Raw genomic sequence first — 16,649 nt, forward strand, 5'->3', positions numbered from 1 at the left:
CATTTATGATAGCAGTTTAGTGTTGTGAGACAAATAGAGGTGCCTATACGGTTTGAATTGTTTGAGCACCTTGGTATCGGCAAACTCTGTTTTTTTAGTCTAGTGGTGGGATAAAGTTGTGAAAAGTAGCCAAAGCACTCATTATCAAATTACTCGCATTTATAGGTCAGGGAATTTTTTGAAACATCGTGTTTTCTCAGCGCTCCTTTTGCTTCTTTGTTCTTTTGTCGCTAATGCGACGACGGAACTACGTTTGCTGACTGAAGATTGGGCGCCCATGAGTTATCAAGAGGACGGTATTGCCAAAGGCTATGCCGTGGAGTTGGTGCAAGCTCTTGCTGATGAATTTAGCTTAGGTGGGCAGATTGAAGTGTTGCCGTGGGCAAGAGCTTACTCGGTGGCATCATCTGAGCCCAATGTCATGCTGTTTGCTACCTCTCCAACCCCAGAACGTAGGCACCTGTTCGACTTTGTCGGCCCAATTGCAACGAGTCGTATTTTTTTATATGCCAAAGCCGATGACGATATCAAGCTCGCTAATATTAAACAGATCGATGAACACGGTGTTGTTGGCGTCTATCGTAACTCGTTGAGCGAATCAATTTTAAAGAAGGCGGGGATTAAGCAGATGCTGGTGGCCAGTTTTCCACAACAATCAGCGAAACAGCTCAGTCACAATCGTGTGCGCTTTTGGTGTCAGGCGGACTTGGCTGTGGCGACCCTATTAGATGAAGTCGATATGAGTTTTGATAGTGTTAGGCCCGTATTAGAGTTGGCGGAGATTGATCTCTATTTCGCGTTTTCGGTGGGAACACCTAAAGCTACTATCGAGCAGTGGCATCAAGGGCTAGCGGCTTATAAAAAAAGCGGTAAGCTCGGTAAGCTTTACCATAAATGGTTTGCCGAGCTTGAAATGAATAGAGAAATTGTCACGCTAACTAGCATAGATTAGCGTGCATTTTCAGTGCTTAATATGGCGCAGTTACGTCCAGCCGATTTTGCTTGGTAAAGCGCCTTGTCGGCACGTTTAAGCAGCATATTAAAGTCTTTATCAGCTATGTAGGTCGCAACTCCCGCACTGATGGTCAATTTAAAGTTAGGATAAATATCTTCAAAACCGCCACTTTCAATGGTTGTTACTAGGCGTTGTGCAATATTGAGGGCTTGTTCTGCCGTCGTGCCGGGCAAGATAACCAAAAACTCTTCACCACCGACGCGGCCCACTAAATCTTGTTTTCTCATTAAACCATTACTGATGTTTGCCAAGGCGATAAGCACTTTATCACCAATATCATGACCGTATTGATCATTCACCTTCTTGAAGTGATCGGCATCAAAGAGGATCAATGACAATGGCTGCTCGTTACTGTCTTTGGATTTAAAGTAGCCGTCACCTTTGCTATAGGTATAGCGACGATTAGGTAGCTGAGTGAGATGATCCGTCAATGCCAGTATCGATAGGAGTTTCGACTTTTGTGATTGCTTATACGTGAAGATAGAGAGAATCACCATGATAATACAACCAAGAATGATTACTAGCATTTGTAAGTACTTGTTTTGCTTTAAAATGTAGAGTTCGTTCTCTTTTATTTTTTGCAGTTCAATAAGTTGCTGGTTTTCTCGCTCAATCTGCTCAGTATTAAAACGAGTCCGCATCTCGGTGGTGCGAGTCGTTTGCTGAGTGTTATCGAGCTGCTTATGGTTAGCAATATAACTTTTTAGCGCGTTGAAAGCCTGTTGCCAATCTTGTTGGTTTGCGTAAATATCGCTTTCTATTTGATACAGCCACTCTAATCCACGGGCGTTCTTTATGTGTATAAAGGCTTGTTTGGCTGCATCGAGAAAGGCAAGTGAAGTATCGAACTGCCCCTGTTCAACAGCGACTTGAGCTTGATAGAGGCGCATGAAGCTGTAGGATGCTCCCAATGAGGGGTCGATAAACTGCTCGGCATCATTGAGGTATTGCCCCGCTTCTTTAATGCGCCCAAGTTTAATCAAGGCTCCTGCGACATTTATAGCGGTATGAGCACTGCCTTTAAGGCCGATACTTTTTTTCCAGTAGAGGTAACTTTCTAAATGCATGGCTAGCGCTGCTTCATCCTCTCCGAGCTCTTCAAGGGCGAAGCCTATTTCAGTTTTCATACCATTGGCGCTATCTGTATCGTTTGTACTAATAAACTTATCGATAAGTTTATTGTAATACTTGATAGCAGTTTGTGGATCGCCAAAGCGGCGGTAACTGGTGGCTAAGTCAGATAAATTATAGAGCGCCCAGTGTTCGAGGTTAAGTGACTCATAAAGGTTTTGAGCGGTAATGAGATCTTCTAACGCCTGTGCAAAGTTACCTTGGAAAGAGTAGAGCGCACCACGTAAAGAGCGTGAGTCAGCAATTAATCGAGGTGACTCTAATAGATAGCTTTCTGCAATGATCTGATCGTATTCTTTAATGGCGAGGTTGACGTCACCCGCCATCTGGTACATAAATGCTCGGCATAACTTAAGGTCGGTGACGGTAATGGGGGAGTTGGCCACAATATCAGAGGTGAGCTTTAAGTTTGCGAACTCAATCGCCTCGCTTATCTTTTCACGCTTCTCTATGTCGAAGCTATTCCAGCAGATTGCGCGCTGTAATCTCAGGTAGTCCTGAAGGTCATCGACAGTGATACTATTTTTGAGTTGAGCTAAATATTGATCAATGGTTGCTACGTCGCCGATGGCACCGCTGTCCAGCGCGTTGAATATCTGCTCGTTGCTTAATGCATCATCTGAGACGGTTTCAGCATGGCTGTAGGGAACAAGCAGTAGCAAGTAGAGGCCCAATAGCCTAAGGCTGAAAAATAGTGAGTTCTTATTTGTTTTTATTATCATTTTTGACGTTCAAGACCCAGCTAACTGACCACTTAACCATAGCATATTGTTTTAATTTGTAACTATTTTATACAGATGTCAGTAATTTGACAGTTAAAAGTGCATTTTTTAGCCTTGATGGTTAATTGTTGTTCTGTTGTGGGGATTAAGGTAAGCGGCGCGCATTTTTTGCAATTTGTATTGGGGGCGAGTATAAAGGCAACCCTTATGGCGCTGGACGTTGCAATGAGTACAGCCGTTAGGGGCAGTATTAGCCGCTAGACACTAATGCCGTATACTGCGGTTGATTAATTTATGTGGAGTAAGACTTAAATGAATTCTGACTATAAACAACGTGCAGAGCTGGTGGCGCTAAATGTTTGTAACAGTGTAATCCCAATGGATAAAGTGCCTGCTAACCTGCTTGAAGCCTATGCAAATCTGTGCAATGAACTTTTAGAAGATAGTGATGAGAAATTTATCACCGCGTGGGAGGCTCTGCCTGCCAGTGCCATGGCTTTGTTACCTCAAGCGGATTTTCATGGTTTCTATATTGCCAATGCTTGGTTGCAGCTTAGCCGCGTCGCCCAAGATATCGCAGAGCTTGCTGATAGCGATGAGGCGATCGATGAAAACGAGTACAACAATATATTCACGCGTTTGTCTGATGCATCATTGAAAGAGAGCGCAAAGAAGCTGAAAAAAGCACGCACAGATAGAGCTTTGCTCAATAGTATCAAGAGTGTGATTGAGGGATAAAAAAAGAGCCAGTCCTATGGCTCTTTTCTATCTGGCTTAAATAAGCCTTATATTGACTTAATCTCTTTGGTGGTGAGATAGCGCCATTGCCCTGGGGTTAAGTCATTATCTAATTCTATCTCGCCAATAGATTCGCGATGTAGTCCCACGACCTTATTACCTACCGCAGCAAACATACGTTTGACCTGATGATATTTACCTTCGGTAATAGTCAGTCGTGCTTGGTGTGAGTCGATGATTTCCAGCACTGCCGGTTTGGTTAACCCCTCTTCACTTCGCAGAGCCACGCCCTGAGCGAAAGTATCAATGAGCGCATTGTCGATTGGATCGGCAAGCTGCACAAGATAGCGCTTACCGCACTCTTTCTTAGGTGAGGTTATTTTATGTGACCACTGGCCATCGCTAGTGATAAGTACTAATCCTGTTGTGTCTACGTCGAGACGTCCTGCGATGTGTAACTCGTCAGTTTTAGGGACATCTAGCAGGCCTAAAACCGATGGGTATTGTTCATCAATAGTCGAGCAGATGGTGTCGACTGGTTTATTAAGCATAATGAAACGTGGACCTATCACGGATAGCTGCTGGCCATCGAGACAAATAGTATGTTTATCCGTGACTTTAAAACTCGAGTTTTTGATCACTTCACCATCACAGGTAATGTCACCTCGATGCAGTGCTTTTTTGGCGAGAGAGCGGGTAAGCGCGGTTGATTCACAGATAAATTTGTCTAAACGCACAGGTTAACTCAGTTATTGACTTTCAAGGCGGTCATTATGAAGCCAGCGTTCACAAAGGGAAAGTCTTTGCGTAGTAAAATCCTACTTATTCAGCGATTATCCTGTTAGATAAGGAGAATAGTATGCCAATAACGGAACCCGTTCGTCACAATAAAAATTTCATTAAGATGATCAGTGGTGAGGAGTATAACTGCCTCGACAGTGAGCTACTGCATTTTTGGCAACAGCAGCAGGCTTACAATCACCAGTTGAATATTGCTGGCAAGACTGATTCATTGCTGCTACCTAATGTTTCCGGTAATGCGATAATTAAAAGCCCATTTTTTATCAGCTATGGTATTAACCTTTATCTTGCCAAGGGGGTGTTTATTAATGCCAACGTGACCTTGCAAGATAATGCGCCGATAACCGTTGGGGCACAAACCATGATCGGACCGAATGTGCAGTTTTATACAGCGAGTCACCCACTTAATGCCGCTCAGCGTTGTCAGGGTATTGAAACTGCGCTGGCAATTCATGTTGGCGAACGAGTGTGGATTGGAGGCGGTGCCATCATTTTACCTGGGGTGAGCATTGGTGATGAAGCCGTGGTTGGTGCGGGCGCTGTGGTCACGAAAGATGTGGCTGCAAGAACCCTTGTTGTGGGGAATCCGGCGAAGATGATTAAGGCACTTTAAAGGAGTGAAGTAGGCTAAGGGGTTGGAGGTTAGGAAACCTTTACTTACATATCAAGCATCGATAATTCCAGCTTCTGACGGCGATAGACTTGTTTACATCGGTCTAAAAACATTAACATACGTATCCTAAGGCAGATATTGCACCACTTTGGTTTTACCATGACAGTAGCATTGCTAAATAAAACAATAAATTAACTAAGCATTTTAAAAGGAATTCACATGAAGAAAGTTCTTGTTGGAGGTTTATGCGCCTCCCTAATCGTCGGCCTTAGCGCTTGTAATAGTGATCAAGCAGAAGTTAAAGCGCCAGAAACGGCTAAAACTGAAGCGGCTGTTGCTGTAGAAAAAGCGCTTAGTTCAGGTATCGACTTTGCTAATTTTGATAAGTCAGTTCGTCCGCAAGACGATTTCTATGACTACGTAAACGGCACTTGGATTAAGAACACCGAAATCCCAAGTGATCGCACCAGCACTGGTGCTTTTTATGATTTACGTGAAAAGTCTCGTGACGATGTTAAAGCGATCATCGAAGAAGTGGCTGCCACGCCAAACTTAACACCTGGCAGTGACGAGCAAAAAGTTGCCGATCTTTATCGCTCATTCATGGATACCGAAACGTTAAACAAACTTGGTATTAAGCCTATTCAGGGCGAATTAGATAAGATTGCTGCGCTACAAAATAAAGATGAGTTGGTTGAATACTTCGCCCATAGTCAGATTATTGGTGGCGGTACGCCGTTAGCGTTTTATATCAATGTCGATGCGAAAGACTCTAGTCGTTACGCGACGCATATCTGGCAATATGGTCTAAGCTTGCCTGAAAAAGATTATTACTTTAATGAAGATGAGCGCTTCGTTAACATCCGCAAAGCTTTCGTTGCTCATATTGAGAAGATGTTTACCTTAGCGGGTTTTGACAATGCTAAGGCGAGTGCTGAGCAAGTGCTAGCATTAGAAACCGCGATTGCTAGCCGTCATTGGGATGTGGTTGAAAGCCGCGATAGCACTAAGACCTATAATCTATACCAAGTTGCAGATCTTGTTAAGCTTGCACCAGATGTTAACTGGGCGGGCTACCTAAAGACATTAGGCGCCGATAAGCAAACTGATATTATTATCAACCAGCCAAGCTTTATTGAAGGCTTCAATGAAGTGCTTAAAGCTAATGATTTAGCGACGTGGAAAACCTACATGAAGTGGAATACGCTAACTCACTTCGCGGGTAACTTAAGTTCAGAATTGGATGCTGAGAACTTTGAGTTCTTCTCAAAGACCCTTAATGGTCAAGCTGAACAACAGCCTCGTTGGAAGCGCGGTGTTGGTGCGGTGAACAGTTTACTAGGCGAAGTTGTTGGTAAGGTGTATGTGAAGCGTCATTTCACGCCAGAAGCTAAGCAGCGTATGCAAGGACTTGTTGAGAATCTGCGTGGCGCTTACGGTGTAAGCATCGAAAACCTATCTTGGATGAGCCCTGACACTAAAGTGGCTGCTAAAGATAAGCTGGCTAAGTTTGATCCTAAAATCGGTTACCCAGATCGCTGGGAAGATTACGATAAGTTGGTTATTAAGGCCGATGACTTAGTGGGCAACGGCATGCGTGCCAGCGAACTATCTCATGCAAAAGAGCTTGAGAAGTTAGGTTCACCAATCCGTAAGTGGGAGTGGCACATGACGCCACAAACCGTGAACGCTTACTACAATCCAACCATGAATGAAATTGTATTCCCAGCGGCAATCTTACAGCCTCCATTCTTTAATATGGAAGCGGATGATGCGGTTAACTACGGCGGTATTGGTGCGGTGATCGGTCATGAAATGGGCCACGGTTTTGACGATCAAGGTGCGAAGTTTGATGGTGAAGGTAACATGCGTGACTGGTGGACTGAGCAAGACCTAAAAGAGTTTGCTGCTCGTGGTAAAGCTTTAGTTGACCAGTACAATGGTTATGCGGTGTTTGACGATCTAAACGTCAATGGTGAACTGACTCTTGGTGAAAACATCGGTGATCTTTCTGGTGTAACAATTGCCTACAAAGCTTACAAAATGTCATTGAATGGTCAAGAAGCCCCTGTTATCGACGGTTTAACTGGCGATGAGCGATTCTTTATTGGCTTCACCCAGATCTGGCGCGCTAAGATAAAAGAAGAATCTATGCGTAACCGTGTAGCCACAGACCCGCATTCACCTGCTAAGTTCCGTTCACTCGGTGCACTGTCAAACATGCCTGAGTTCTACACCACATTTGACGTGAAAGAGGGTGATGCCATGTACATTGCGCCTGAGAAGCGTGTAAAAATCTGGTAATGTAAACACTGATAGTTGTACTAAAAAGAGCGCAAAAGGCGCTCTTTTTTTATGGGTATAGATTAACGATTTCTTTGATGAACGATTCTTCATATGCCATTCAGCATTGGTTAAGTGATGGCGGGCTAGATTAACTATCGATAGGTAAAAAACTCAAGGCTGATGAATTACCGAGGATGGTTATGAATAGATTGTTTCGCACCTTTTTTATATTTCTGTTGTTACTGTCAACCCGCAGTGGATTTGCGACCACCTTCGATTCCCCTAATGAGGTTAAAGACAGTCGTCATTTTGCCGAGCGTCGTGCATTCAATAAAAACCTTGCAGGTTTACAGGCATTAAGTAGCACTCCCAGCCAAGCTATTCACCAACCCATTGCAGATTTCGACCAGCTGTATGCCAATGCTCACAACGCCCAAGAAGAGTTAGGAAATATGTTGAGTAAGCTAAACGCTCAGCAGCAATATGAACTGCAGCTTCCTGGCATTAAAAGTTATGAGCGCGCTGCGCAAAAAGTGGCGACCAAATTTGATGGCGATGCTAGCCGCATCACCGACCTTGCCAGAGCCACTATTGTTGCGGACGATATTCACAGTGTGATGATGGCCTTTGAGTCATTGTCAGAGCAAGCCAACATAGTGCAGGTTAAAAACCGTTTCGCGGCACCTAAGGCCTCTGGTTATCGTGACCTAAATCTGTTGGTTCAGCTGCCTAAAACAGACATGATTGCCGAGGTACAGCTTCATCTTAAAGCGATTGCCGAGATTAAGAGTGGCGATGAGCATCTGGTATATGAGGCGGTGCAAGCTATCGAAACGGCAGCTAAGCAGCAAAATCGAGCACTGAATGACATTGAGTTGGCTAAAATAACTCAGCTACGTCAATCTTCACATAAGTTGTATCACAAAGCGTGGTTGTATTATAAGCGTATTGATGGCGCTAATCTTATCGAGGCAGCGGCATAGCACGCTAACAAAATTAAAGTAAAGGCGATATACTTGCGCCCAATAGCCATTTTAGCAGTGAACACACCATGCATGACCTCATCGAGCAACTACAGGAATTAAGCGAAACCGTTCCTGTACCATTAGAGCTGCCAACGTTCGAGCAGCTTGTGGAAGTGGAGGAGGAGATCCTGATCCCTCTGCCATCAGAGTTGAAAGAGTATCTGTTATTTGCCAGTGATGTAATTCATGGCAGTTTAGAGCCGGTGACCGCCAGTGATCCACACTCGCATACTTATCTCTCTGAAGTGACCTCTTATGCCTGGTCTATCGGCCTGCCGCGGGAGTATATCGCTATCTGTCAGATGGGCGACGACTTTTACTGCATTGACCAAGAAGGGCAAGTGATGCTTTGGCGTGACGGGGAACTGGATGAAGAGTGCTGGGAGTCATTCTGGCAGTGGGCTGAAGAAGTTTGGATCAACGCCTAGGCTCATAAGAATTATTATCGAATTGGAAAAGACAATGTCAAAGAAAGCAGAATTAAATGCAATTGAAATAAAGTACCTAAGACACTCACTTGGGTTAAGTGCGGCGCAGGTTGCAGACCTATCAAAGTCAACGGAAGAGCAAGTACTGGCGTGGGAAGCCGGGGAGGCAGATGTCTCAGGATTGGCGGCAAAAAAACTACTTGAGCTTGATGAAACCATTGAGATGCAGGTACTCAATACCTGTGATGGTATTGAAGAGCTATTCAGTAAAGAACCTAAGCGCACCCTAAGCTTTGTTGTTTACCCGACTCAAGCTATCTATACCGCTTACAATCCTGAATTTTTAAGTGCGTTGCCTTTGACCGAATTGTACAACACAGCAGCATGGCGCATTAAGAAAGAGTGCAAATTAGTGCTTGAGGTGGATGTCACCTTAGTCGCATTAGATGTTGAAGCCTATAAAGCTTACCGTGAAACAGCAGGCCTAAAAGAGAGCCGCGAAAGTCGCGCGAAATGGGCGGCCACTCAGATTTAATGGCTGAGTAAATGAATATATTGAGAAAAAAGGAAGCCAGTGGCTTCCTTTTTTGTTTAAATATCTTTTATGAGCAGAGCGTTAAGCTTAAATGGCGATTGTGGTACGTTTATTCTCATAGCACCTTGATGGCTACATTGTCTCGCAGTGACGATTAGCGAGGGGGAAATTTAATGGGAAGCATAAGGATATACAGGGCGAATCTATGATAAAACAGGATGTTAAGTTGTTAGTCACCATTGCATTACTCATCATTCTACCGCTGTTGCACAGTGTGCTACCGGGGTTTTTCGGGGGGGACTTTTATAGCCCCGCTTTAATGAATGCGCTGACAATACCTTTATTATTACTAAAATTAATTGCAGTGGTTGCTGGCCTCTATCTGCTGGATAAGAGATACGGCATTTGGTCTTTGCCCATGACACAGCGCTGGGCAGTTAGCGTCGCTGCAGCCCTTGGGTACCTGTTGGCGATGGCTCAAGTTGTGCTGCTTGCTATGGGGGTGTTTATGTCATTGACGTTTGCAAAGAGTGGTGACCAAGAACAGAGGGTCAAAACATTTGGTGAACATACACTCTATATGACAACAGCGGACCCTGGTGCCTTTGGCAAAGCCTATCACTATTTCTATCTGCAATGCCCTATGTCAATGGGACGTTATGAGCTGAAACTGATAGAGAAGCTTGATTGGGTTGGCGACGTTGATTTTGACCTTAAGGGCAATACCTTATTGATCTATTTGAAGAATGGCAGTGGCAATCAAAAATCTACTGCCACTGCAATGAACTTATCTTGTTGATTATGGAGTATCTTGAGCAGCGATAGCTTCAGTTTTGGCCAGTGCTTTTGCGAGTGCTGGCCGGGTTTGTAGTCTGTCTCTAAAAGCGGTCAGTTTTGGTGGTAGGGTTTGTTCAAATACCGTAGCCCACATGAGTGTATGTGCTAATAGAATATCGGCGACAGAGAGTTCGTCACCGAGTAAGTAGGGCGTGTTGGGCATCATGGCTTCAGCGAGGGCGGCAGCTTTATCAAACTCCCATTTAGCTACCGGTAAAATACAGGGCTGACGTTGCTCATCCGGCAGGGCAAACTTGTGCTTGCCCATGGTCCATAACGGTTGTTCTAATTCGCAAATAATAAAACTTACCCACTGATGATAATGACCAGCGTTGGTTGTACCAGCTGAGGGTAAAAAGCGTCCTTCACCATATTTTTCTGCAAGGTATTGGCAGATGGCTGCAGATTCTGTGAGCACTAAGTCATCATCCGATATCACCGGAATTTTACCGCTTGGGTTGAGTGCTAAGAAACTGTCGCTGCGATTATCCCCCTTCGAAAAGTTGATAAATGAAAAGGTCCAATCAATGCCTAGCTCTTCTAACAGCCAAGACACACGCAGCGCGCGACTTCTTGGCGTTCCATATAAAGTGATCATCTATTATTCCCTTAAAACAACGTCCGCTACACAACGGATGATTGATTGTAGTCGAAAAAATGGCATCCATAGGATGCCATTTTTGTTACTAGGTGTTGCTTAACAAAGCCTAAAAATTAGAAGTTCATCGAGAGCTTAGTGTAGATATAGCGGCCCATAGGGTTATGAACAGAAATTACATAACCGTAGAGATCCGAGTCGCCATCGCCGATAGCGAATGATGGGTCGGTATCAAACACGTTATTAACCCCTAAAGTAAGTTTAAAGGTATCGTTGAAACGGTATGATCCAGACATGTCGACGAGCAGTTGTGACTCGATCATGCGAGACTGATTATCTTCAAAGTCGAGTACACCATCAAAATCGATATCAGGCGTGTCTTCAAATTCACCGATATAGCTGAAATTGACATTGGCTGCGAAGTTGTCTTTCTGCCAGTTAGTTGTTGCTAACCAACGATGCTGCGGGAACTTGTATTCGCCAGTGTAATCCATGTTGTCTTTTTCAAAGCTATGCAAATAGCTGTATTCCAATCCAAACTTAATGTCACCAAAGCTGTCGAGTTCCAAGCCATAATGGGCTGAGAGATCAACACCTTGAACCTCTTGTGAGCTCAGGTTAATAAAGCTTGAGTGAATAACACTGATAGGCCCTAATGCTTGGCCTGTTTGCGGTGCTAAACGTTCACAGACAGTGCTGTTTTGATTGTCACAATTGGCAGTATAGATATCACCAAGTGGTTGCTTATCAATTTTGTTGTCTTGGGTAATGCTGTAGACATCAAAGCCGATATCAAACTGTTGGCTTGGTGCCCAGATCATACCCAGGTTCCACGTTTCTGACTCTTCAGCGTCAAGGCCTGCGTTGCCGGCAAACTCAGTGTTGTAATCCAATGCGGTACAATCTACGCCGTCAGCAGCACAACGATAAGTGTCAATAAAGAACGTGCTTTCTCTCGATGGGCCTAGGCCTATTTGTGCCAAAGAGGGAGCTCTAAAACCTGTAGACCATGAACCTCGAGCTGTTAGCGCATCGGTCATGCCCCAAAGGAAAGCGATTTTTGGGTTAGTGGTAGAGCCAAAATCACTGTAGTGGTCATAACGGCCTGCAAGTTGTAACTCGAAATTATCAGTCATCGGAATTGAAAATTCGACATAGGCTGCATATTGGTCTCGGGCTGCTGCGGCTGAAACGGCTTCGGTACCAAAGATTAGACCGCGTTGGAACTGCTCATCTGGGATATCGCTAACATCCTCTTCCCGGTACTCAGCGCCCGCTGCCATCATGATATCACGATCGCCAATGGTGAAAGCTTGACCTGTGATGCTGGCATCATAGGAGGTGATGTTGGAGACACCTTGTCTTACCAGGCTGGTGGTAATGCGGTCGATAACATCCTGCGGATTAGTCGTACCACCGAATGGGTTGTAGTTACCGGCGTCGATTTCTGCCTGCATGTAATCAGTTCTTACCCAACCTTGCGTGCGATCGCCAGACTGGGTGGACTCACTGCGACCTTTTTGCGCCGAGACTTCCCAGTCCCATTCGTTGATGGCACCGCGAAGACCTGCAACTAAGCGCATGGAGTCTGATTCAATGTCCCAGCGACGTGGGCCCGCGTCCACGGTGCGGTAACGACCTATTTCAATATCTTTATCCCAAGGGTTATTTGGGTGAGAACCCGGAACTGTCAGCCCTGCATCTTCATCTAATGGCGTTGGTGCACCGCCAGCTTCGGAGGTGTTGTGCTGCACAGACACTTCAAGGAAAGCACTTAGTTCATCATTAAAGTGATAGTCAAACTGACCAATAGCACCAACTCGTTCAGCGGCTGGAATTGTTAAGTTATAGGGGCCGTAATCAAACAGACAACTACCGCTTGCCGTGGCATTTTCTGGTGGGCAATCTGGGTCGATGGTCTTAACGCCGTCTACATAGAAGTAGCCAGGGAAACCCCGTGATGAACGGAAGTCTTCGCCACCATAAGGTGATTGATTTGCGGTACCGAAGCGGCCCATTTCACTGGCTGCCAATGTATTGTTTTTAAAGTAATCGAGAATAATTGAGGCGCTGCCTTTGTCTGATTTTACGCCCCAAACTAAGCTAGCAGTGGTTTCATCATAGCCAGACCCTGACGCATCACCGTAGCCTAAATTAACTTCGATACCTTCGATATCTTTCTTGAGAACGATATTAACTACCCCTGCAATCGCATCCGAACCATAGATGGCTGATGCGCCATCTTTTAGAATGTCGATGCGCTCAATGGCAGAAACGGGAATATTATTAATATCGACAAACGAGTTGGTAATGCCTTCGGCAAATGCACTGGTACCGACGCGTCGTCCATTGATTAACACCAGCGTTGCATCAGGGCCTAGACCTCGAAGACTGATGGATGCACCACCATTGGCGGTAGAGTCTTGACTGTTACCTCTAGTTGAAAATGCGCCAGCTCCGTTGGCGGGCATCTTTTCAAGTAATTGTTGTAGGTTATCAAAGCCCATGTTGGCGATATCATCTTTACTGATCGACTGGATCGGTGAAGGTCCTTCGATATCGGTACGCTTAATACGTGAGCCTGTTACTTCAATTCGCTCAACTTTCTGTTCATCATCGGTGTCGGCGGCATAGGCAGGAGGAGTTAGCGCGATAGTCACAGCGATAGCGCATGCGCTACGCCAGTATTGAGGTCTTTTCATGATTGTCCCTAATGTATTATTTATAATTTTAGTTCAGTGACTACCGCAAACTACTGCCACCCGTTGTTATCACAACGTTACTAAAGTAATCTCTTATATAACAAAGTCAACACCTTTTATAACTACATGTTATGAACAACAAACTCATGATTTTGGTTGATTAATCTGTATAGTGATGAGTTTGAAGTAGATAATTGGGTAAGTATTAGGAGCGATAATTATGGAAGATAAGCAGCTGTTGCAAGCAGAGTTTAAGACAAATCTCGGACTCTACTGGCTGGTATCTGGAGCAATACTCTTGTGTATCACCATAGTGGGCATCCCCTTGCTGCTGGTATGGTTTCCCGTTGGTTTGTGGGCAACCAAGCGATACATCGACAATATGAGCGCTGAGTTAACCACTAAAAAACTCATCGTAAGAAAAGGGATTTTTACCCGTACGGAAAATACCGTTCCATTAGATAAAATTACCGACATGGCGCTTATTCAAGGACCATTGATGCGTTTCTTTAATATCCATAAGTTAACCATTGAAACCGCAGGGCAATCGGGCGCTGGGGCACTGATTAATTTGCAAGGGGTTGAGGACGTTGAGCAGTTTCGTGCGCAGGTGTTGGCGCAAAAAAGTGCCTTAACAGAGCAGACGGTGCAAGAGAGTATGCCAACACCTGATGAAACATTGACGTGTTTAAAAGAGATCAGTGAAACATTAAAGCGTATAGAAAACCGCTTAGCAACAAAATCATAAGGGATTGTAAAAGTGAGTAATGGTTTGCAAGATACCGCATCCTTGCCAACAGTTTGGCTGAAAATGAATCTTATTTTTAAAGCAACTGGTCCTGGTTTATTGATGGCCGCTGCGGCGATAGGTGCTTCACATTTGGTTGCATCAACGCGCGCTGGGGCTGAATTTGGTTGGCAGCTAGCGTGGGTTATTTTGGCGGTTAATTTACTTAAGTATCCGTTTTTTGCTGCCGGCGCCCGTTACACCGCCGCGACAGGTGAGAGTCTATTGCATGGTTACCTTAAGCAAGGCCGTGGCTATTTAGTGTTGTTTACCCTGCTAAACAGTATAGCTGCTGTCGCCAGCACTGCGGGTGTCGCCATGTTAACGGCAGCGATGTTAACCTTATTCGTTCCTTTACCTATTGAATTGTTAGCACTGATTGTATTGTTGTCTAGTTTGTTATTGCTGATATTAGGTCACTATCGTCTGTTGGATAAGGTGACCAAGGTGATTATGTTACTACTCACCATTTCAACCCTGATTGCCGCGGCGCTAGCGTTTAATGCACCAGCTATTTTACCGCCAGGGTTTGTGTCACCCTCACCGTGGCAATGGGCGCATGTTGGCTTTTTAGTGGCGATGATGGGATGGATGCCAGCGCCGATTGAGGTCAGTTGTTGGAACTCATTGTGGCTACTTGAAAAACAAAAGCAGCAAACCGTCACCAAAGCACAAGCACTATTTGATTTTAATTTAGGTTATGTCACGACTGCTATTTTAGCGGTGGTGTTTCTGTCACTCGGTGCATTAGTGATGCATGGTAGTGGCGAACACTTTTCTCCCTCTGGCGCTAAGTTTGCTGATCAGTTGATCACCCTTTATAGCCAAGTGCTTGGTGAGCAGAGCCGCTACCTGATTGGTACCGTCGCACTATTATGCATCTTCAGTACCACGGTCACAGTGATTGATGGCTACAGCCGGACATTAGCCTTGGGTTGGCAGTTATTGCGTCATGATACAAACACGGCTCAAAGCCGATTGCTCAGTGGCATTATGCTGCTGGTGTGTCTATTAGGGTTGGCGATTATTCTGTTTTTCAAGGGGGCCTTGTTGCCTTTGCTGCAGTTTGTCATGACGCTCGCCTTTATGACCACCATCATTTTTGCCTGGCTTAATTACCGTTTAATGACGGCAGAGACATTGCCATCAGCCGACCGTTATGGAGTAAAAATGCGGGCTCTGTCTTGGTTCGGTATGGCGTATTTATTAGGTTTTGCACTGGTATTTGTTTACTGGAAAATGGGTAATTAGTCGCTTTTGGTGGTAAATATAGGGATATAAATAGATGTTGTTCTTAGATAAACGGTGGCGATTCACCTGTATGTTGGTGTGCGCCTTACCGCTGTTTGCTAGTGCCAATGAAAATTCGAGGGTTACTCAATTCTCTATCAATGTGGAGGTGCTGACGCGCGCTTTCGATAAGCTCATCGTGACCAACGACCGGCCTTTTTATGGGGTGATATTGTTGGTACAAGGTGGCAAACCCATTTATGAATATCAACAGACAACTGAAGGGCAAAAAGCGTTGAGCAGCGCTAGTCCGTTTTTGCTTGCGTCACAGTCGAAAATGATCACCGCTGCAGTGGTGCTTAACGCCGTTGATGAGGGGGTATTGGCGCTAAATAAGCCGCTAAATGATTACTTAGCACAGGCTAAGCAGTCGCTCTACCACCCAGATATCACTATCCGCCAGCTGCTTAATCACAGTTCCGGCATAGCGCCAATTGGCCAAAATAATCGCTTTACGCCAGGTAGCCAGTTTCAATATTCAAACTTAGGATATGAGGTGTTGGCCCAAGTACTTGCTTATCAATACCAGCAACCCTTTGCACAGCGGGTCAATCAGTATCTTGACACACATAGCCTCACTGGAATTAGGGCAAGTTTAGGTGCAATAGAGCGTGTGAAGTTGTCCGGCAACGCGGCAATGTTAGCCCCTGGGTTTGCTATGCAAGGGGATGGTGTCTTAGAGCCGATAAAATACGAGATCAGTAATGCCTTACTGCCCGGTGGTGGAATGCTTGGCTCCGCTGCAGGATTAGTGGAGTATTTGCAAGCTCTTCATGATGGCAAGTTGCTTTCTGCAAGGAGTTATCAACAGATGATTACGCCAGGTATAAAGCGCGGGCACCGCTGGGAGGATCTCTATTATGGTTACGGGGTGCAAATCAGTGAACAATCTATTGCTGAATATAGCCATTCTGGTTATTTGCCGGGATATCAGTCCCTCAGCCTGAGTTACCCAGAAAGCCAGACTTACTTAGTGGTGATGGAAAATGTCTCCTGGCCACTTGATGACATGGATAGGGTGTTTGGCCTGCATGATAAGTTGCGCAATACTTTGCGTGAGCAACTTATTTCGTCTCACATCGCTGAGAAAATAAACCCTTAGTTGAGAGAAAACTCAGCTATAATGTCGGCCAAAGATGAT

Annotated in this window: 15 protein-coding genes; 11 read left to right on the forward strand and 4 right to left on the reverse strand. The window is 45.0% G+C overall.

What is annotated here, in order from left to right; genetic code table 11:
* Positions 1-178 precede the first annotated feature (178 nt).
* Complete coding sequence (locus BEL05_RS08190; protein ID WP_245686962.1) at positions 179-952, forward strand: substrate-binding periplasmic protein; 774 nt, start codon at positions 179-181, stop codon at positions 950-952.
* Here BEL05_RS08190 and BEL05_RS08195 read toward each other — a convergent pair.
* On the reverse strand, positions 949-2,868 hold the full coding sequence (locus BEL05_RS08195) for a tetratricopeptide repeat-containing diguanylate cyclase (protein WP_069670854.1): 1,920 nt from the start codon (positions 2,866-2,868) through the stop codon (positions 949-951). The genes BEL05_RS08190 and BEL05_RS08195 overlap by 4 nt on opposite strands.
* 312 nt (positions 2,869-3,180) lie before the next feature.
* On the opposite strand from BEL05_RS08195, the gene BEL05_RS08200 reads away from it, so the two are divergent.
* Complete coding sequence (locus BEL05_RS08200; protein ID WP_069670855.1) at positions 3,181-3,606, forward strand: DUF3069 domain-containing protein; 426 nt, start codon at positions 3,181-3,183, stop codon at positions 3,604-3,606.
* A 47-nt stretch (positions 3,607-3,653) separates the two neighbouring features.
* On the opposite strand, the gene rsuA is transcribed toward BEL05_RS08200, so the two are convergent.
* On the reverse strand, positions 3,654-4,343 hold the full coding sequence (rsuA, locus tag BEL05_RS08205) for a 16S rRNA pseudouridine(516) synthase RsuA (RefSeq protein ID WP_069670856.1): 690 nt from the start codon (positions 4,341-4,343) through the stop codon (positions 3,654-3,656).
* Positions 4,344-4,465: 122 nt separating this feature from the next.
* On the opposite strand from rsuA, the gene BEL05_RS08210 reads away from it, so the two are divergent.
* The 6 genes from BEL05_RS08210 to BEL05_RS08235 all read left to right on the forward strand — a co-directional run bounded on the left by BEL05_RS08210 (position 4,466) and on the right by BEL05_RS08235 (position 10,093).
* Positions 4,466-5,020 (forward strand): sugar O-acetyltransferase, encoded by a 555-nt coding sequence (locus BEL05_RS08210; protein WP_069670857.1) that lies wholly within the window; start codon positions 4,466-4,468, stop codon positions 5,018-5,020.
* Positions 5,021-5,239: 219 nt separating this feature from the next.
* Positions 5,240-7,324, forward strand: coding sequence for a M13 family metallopeptidase (locus BEL05_RS08215; RefSeq protein ID WP_069670858.1), 2,085 nt, complete (start codon positions 5,240-5,242; stop codon positions 7,322-7,324).
* Positions 7,325-7,506: 182 nt separating this feature from the next.
* Entirely contained in the window at positions 7,507-8,289 is a 783-nt protein-coding gene (locus tag BEL05_RS08220) for a RelA/SpoT domain-containing protein (protein ID WP_069670859.1), read from the forward strand.
* 68 nt (positions 8,290-8,357) lie between these two features.
* Positions 8,358-8,759: an SMI1/KNR4 family protein gene (locus BEL05_RS08225; RefSeq protein ID WP_028764213.1), complete on the forward strand. Its 402-nt coding sequence runs from the start codon at positions 8,358-8,360 to the stop codon at positions 8,757-8,759.
* 34 nt (positions 8,760-8,793) lie between these two features.
* Positions 8,794-9,294, forward strand: a complete 501-nt coding sequence (locus BEL05_RS08230; protein WP_028764214.1) for a DUF4447 family protein — start codon at positions 8,794-8,796, stop codon at positions 9,292-9,294.
* Between the two features lie 205 nt (positions 9,295-9,499).
* Positions 9,500-10,093 (forward strand): hypothetical protein, encoded by a 594-nt coding sequence (locus tag BEL05_RS08235; RefSeq protein WP_069670860.1) that lies wholly within the window; start codon positions 9,500-9,502, stop codon positions 10,091-10,093.
* Here BEL05_RS08235 and BEL05_RS08240 read toward each other — a convergent pair whose 3' ends face one another.
* Positions 10,094-10,729: a glutathione S-transferase family protein gene (locus BEL05_RS08240; RefSeq protein WP_028764216.1), complete on the reverse strand. Its 636-nt coding sequence runs from the start codon at positions 10,727-10,729 to the stop codon at positions 10,094-10,096.
* 116 nt (positions 10,730-10,845) lie between these two features.
* Positions 10,846-13,431 (reverse strand): TonB-dependent receptor, encoded by a 2,586-nt coding sequence (locus tag BEL05_RS08245; protein WP_069670861.1) that lies wholly within the window; start codon positions 13,429-13,431, stop codon positions 10,846-10,848.
* A gap of 220 nt (positions 13,432-13,651) precedes the next feature.
* Here BEL05_RS08245 and BEL05_RS08250 point away from each other — a divergent pair, with 220 nt between their 5' ends.
* From BEL05_RS08250 to BEL05_RS08260, 3 genes are all read left to right on the forward strand, one after another.
* The gene (locus tag BEL05_RS08250; RefSeq protein ID WP_069670862.1) at positions 13,652-14,179 is read left to right on the forward strand and encodes a PH domain-containing protein; all 528 of its coding nucleotides are present in this window, start codon (positions 13,652-13,654) and stop codon (positions 14,177-14,179) included.
* A 63-nt stretch (positions 14,180-14,242) separates the two neighbouring features.
* Entirely contained in the window at positions 14,243-15,469 is a 1,227-nt protein-coding gene (locus BEL05_RS08255; RefSeq protein ID WP_051413120.1) for an Nramp family divalent metal transporter, read from the forward strand.
* Positions 15,470-15,503: 34 nt separating this feature from the next.
* Complete coding sequence (locus tag BEL05_RS08260) at positions 15,504-16,610, forward strand: serine hydrolase domain-containing protein (RefSeq protein ID WP_069670863.1); 1,107 nt, start codon at positions 15,504-15,506, stop codon at positions 16,608-16,610.
* The last annotated feature ends 39 nt before the right edge of the window (positions 16,611-16,649 follow it).

The organism is Shewanella colwelliana, from assembly GCF_001735525.1.
In the GTDB taxonomy this organism is placed as follows: domain Bacteria; phylum Pseudomonadota; class Gammaproteobacteria; order Enterobacterales; family Shewanellaceae; genus Shewanella; species Shewanella colwelliana.